Source organism: Neisseria sp. P0021.S007 (genome assembly GCF_051956855.1).
The window spans coordinates 1-506 of record NZ_JBQCXA010001278.1; the positions used below are offsets into that span (position 1 = coordinate 1).

The following is a 506-nucleotide window of genomic DNA, read 5'->3' on the forward strand; positions in this document are numbered from 1 at the left end:
GGTACATATTGCGGCGGGCAATTTCGCTTCCGTTGCCACCGTCAGCTTCTTTTAGAATGGCTACTGCAGCAGAGAAGTTGTTGCGCTGATAGTATTTTTGCGCCTGATTATAAAGGCGCAGTTCGTTTTGTGCGGCTGAGTCTGTTTCAGACGGCACGCCTCCGCCATTGGCTAAATAGTTCATTTTCAGCTTGTGGTCGTCTAATCGCTGGGCTTTTGGTTTGGAAGCCGAAGTAGTCGGACGTTTGATGTTTCGTTGTTGTTCCAATGTGTGCAAGCGTTGATTTAATTCTTCAACAGTGCGTTCCAGTCGGGCGATTTGTATGCCCAAGTGGTCAATCTGGGTTTGTGCGTCCAAGCGTGGATAGGGGATACTTTTTGTATGCAAAGGCTCACGCGGAATATCCGGCAGGACAAAGTTGGGATTGTCGGCAGGTTGGGAAGGATGGGAAACGGCGCATGATGCGGCCAATAGAGTAAGCGGCAAAAGAAACAGGGAATGTGAT

1 protein-coding gene is annotated in these 506 nt (G+C 49.2%); it reads right to left on the minus strand.

Annotated features, from left to right (window positions below):
• Positions 1-506: tetratricopeptide repeat protein (locus ACTHUR_RS18725; RefSeq protein WP_440400274.1), on the minus strand; the 506-nt coding region annotated here is incomplete at both ends.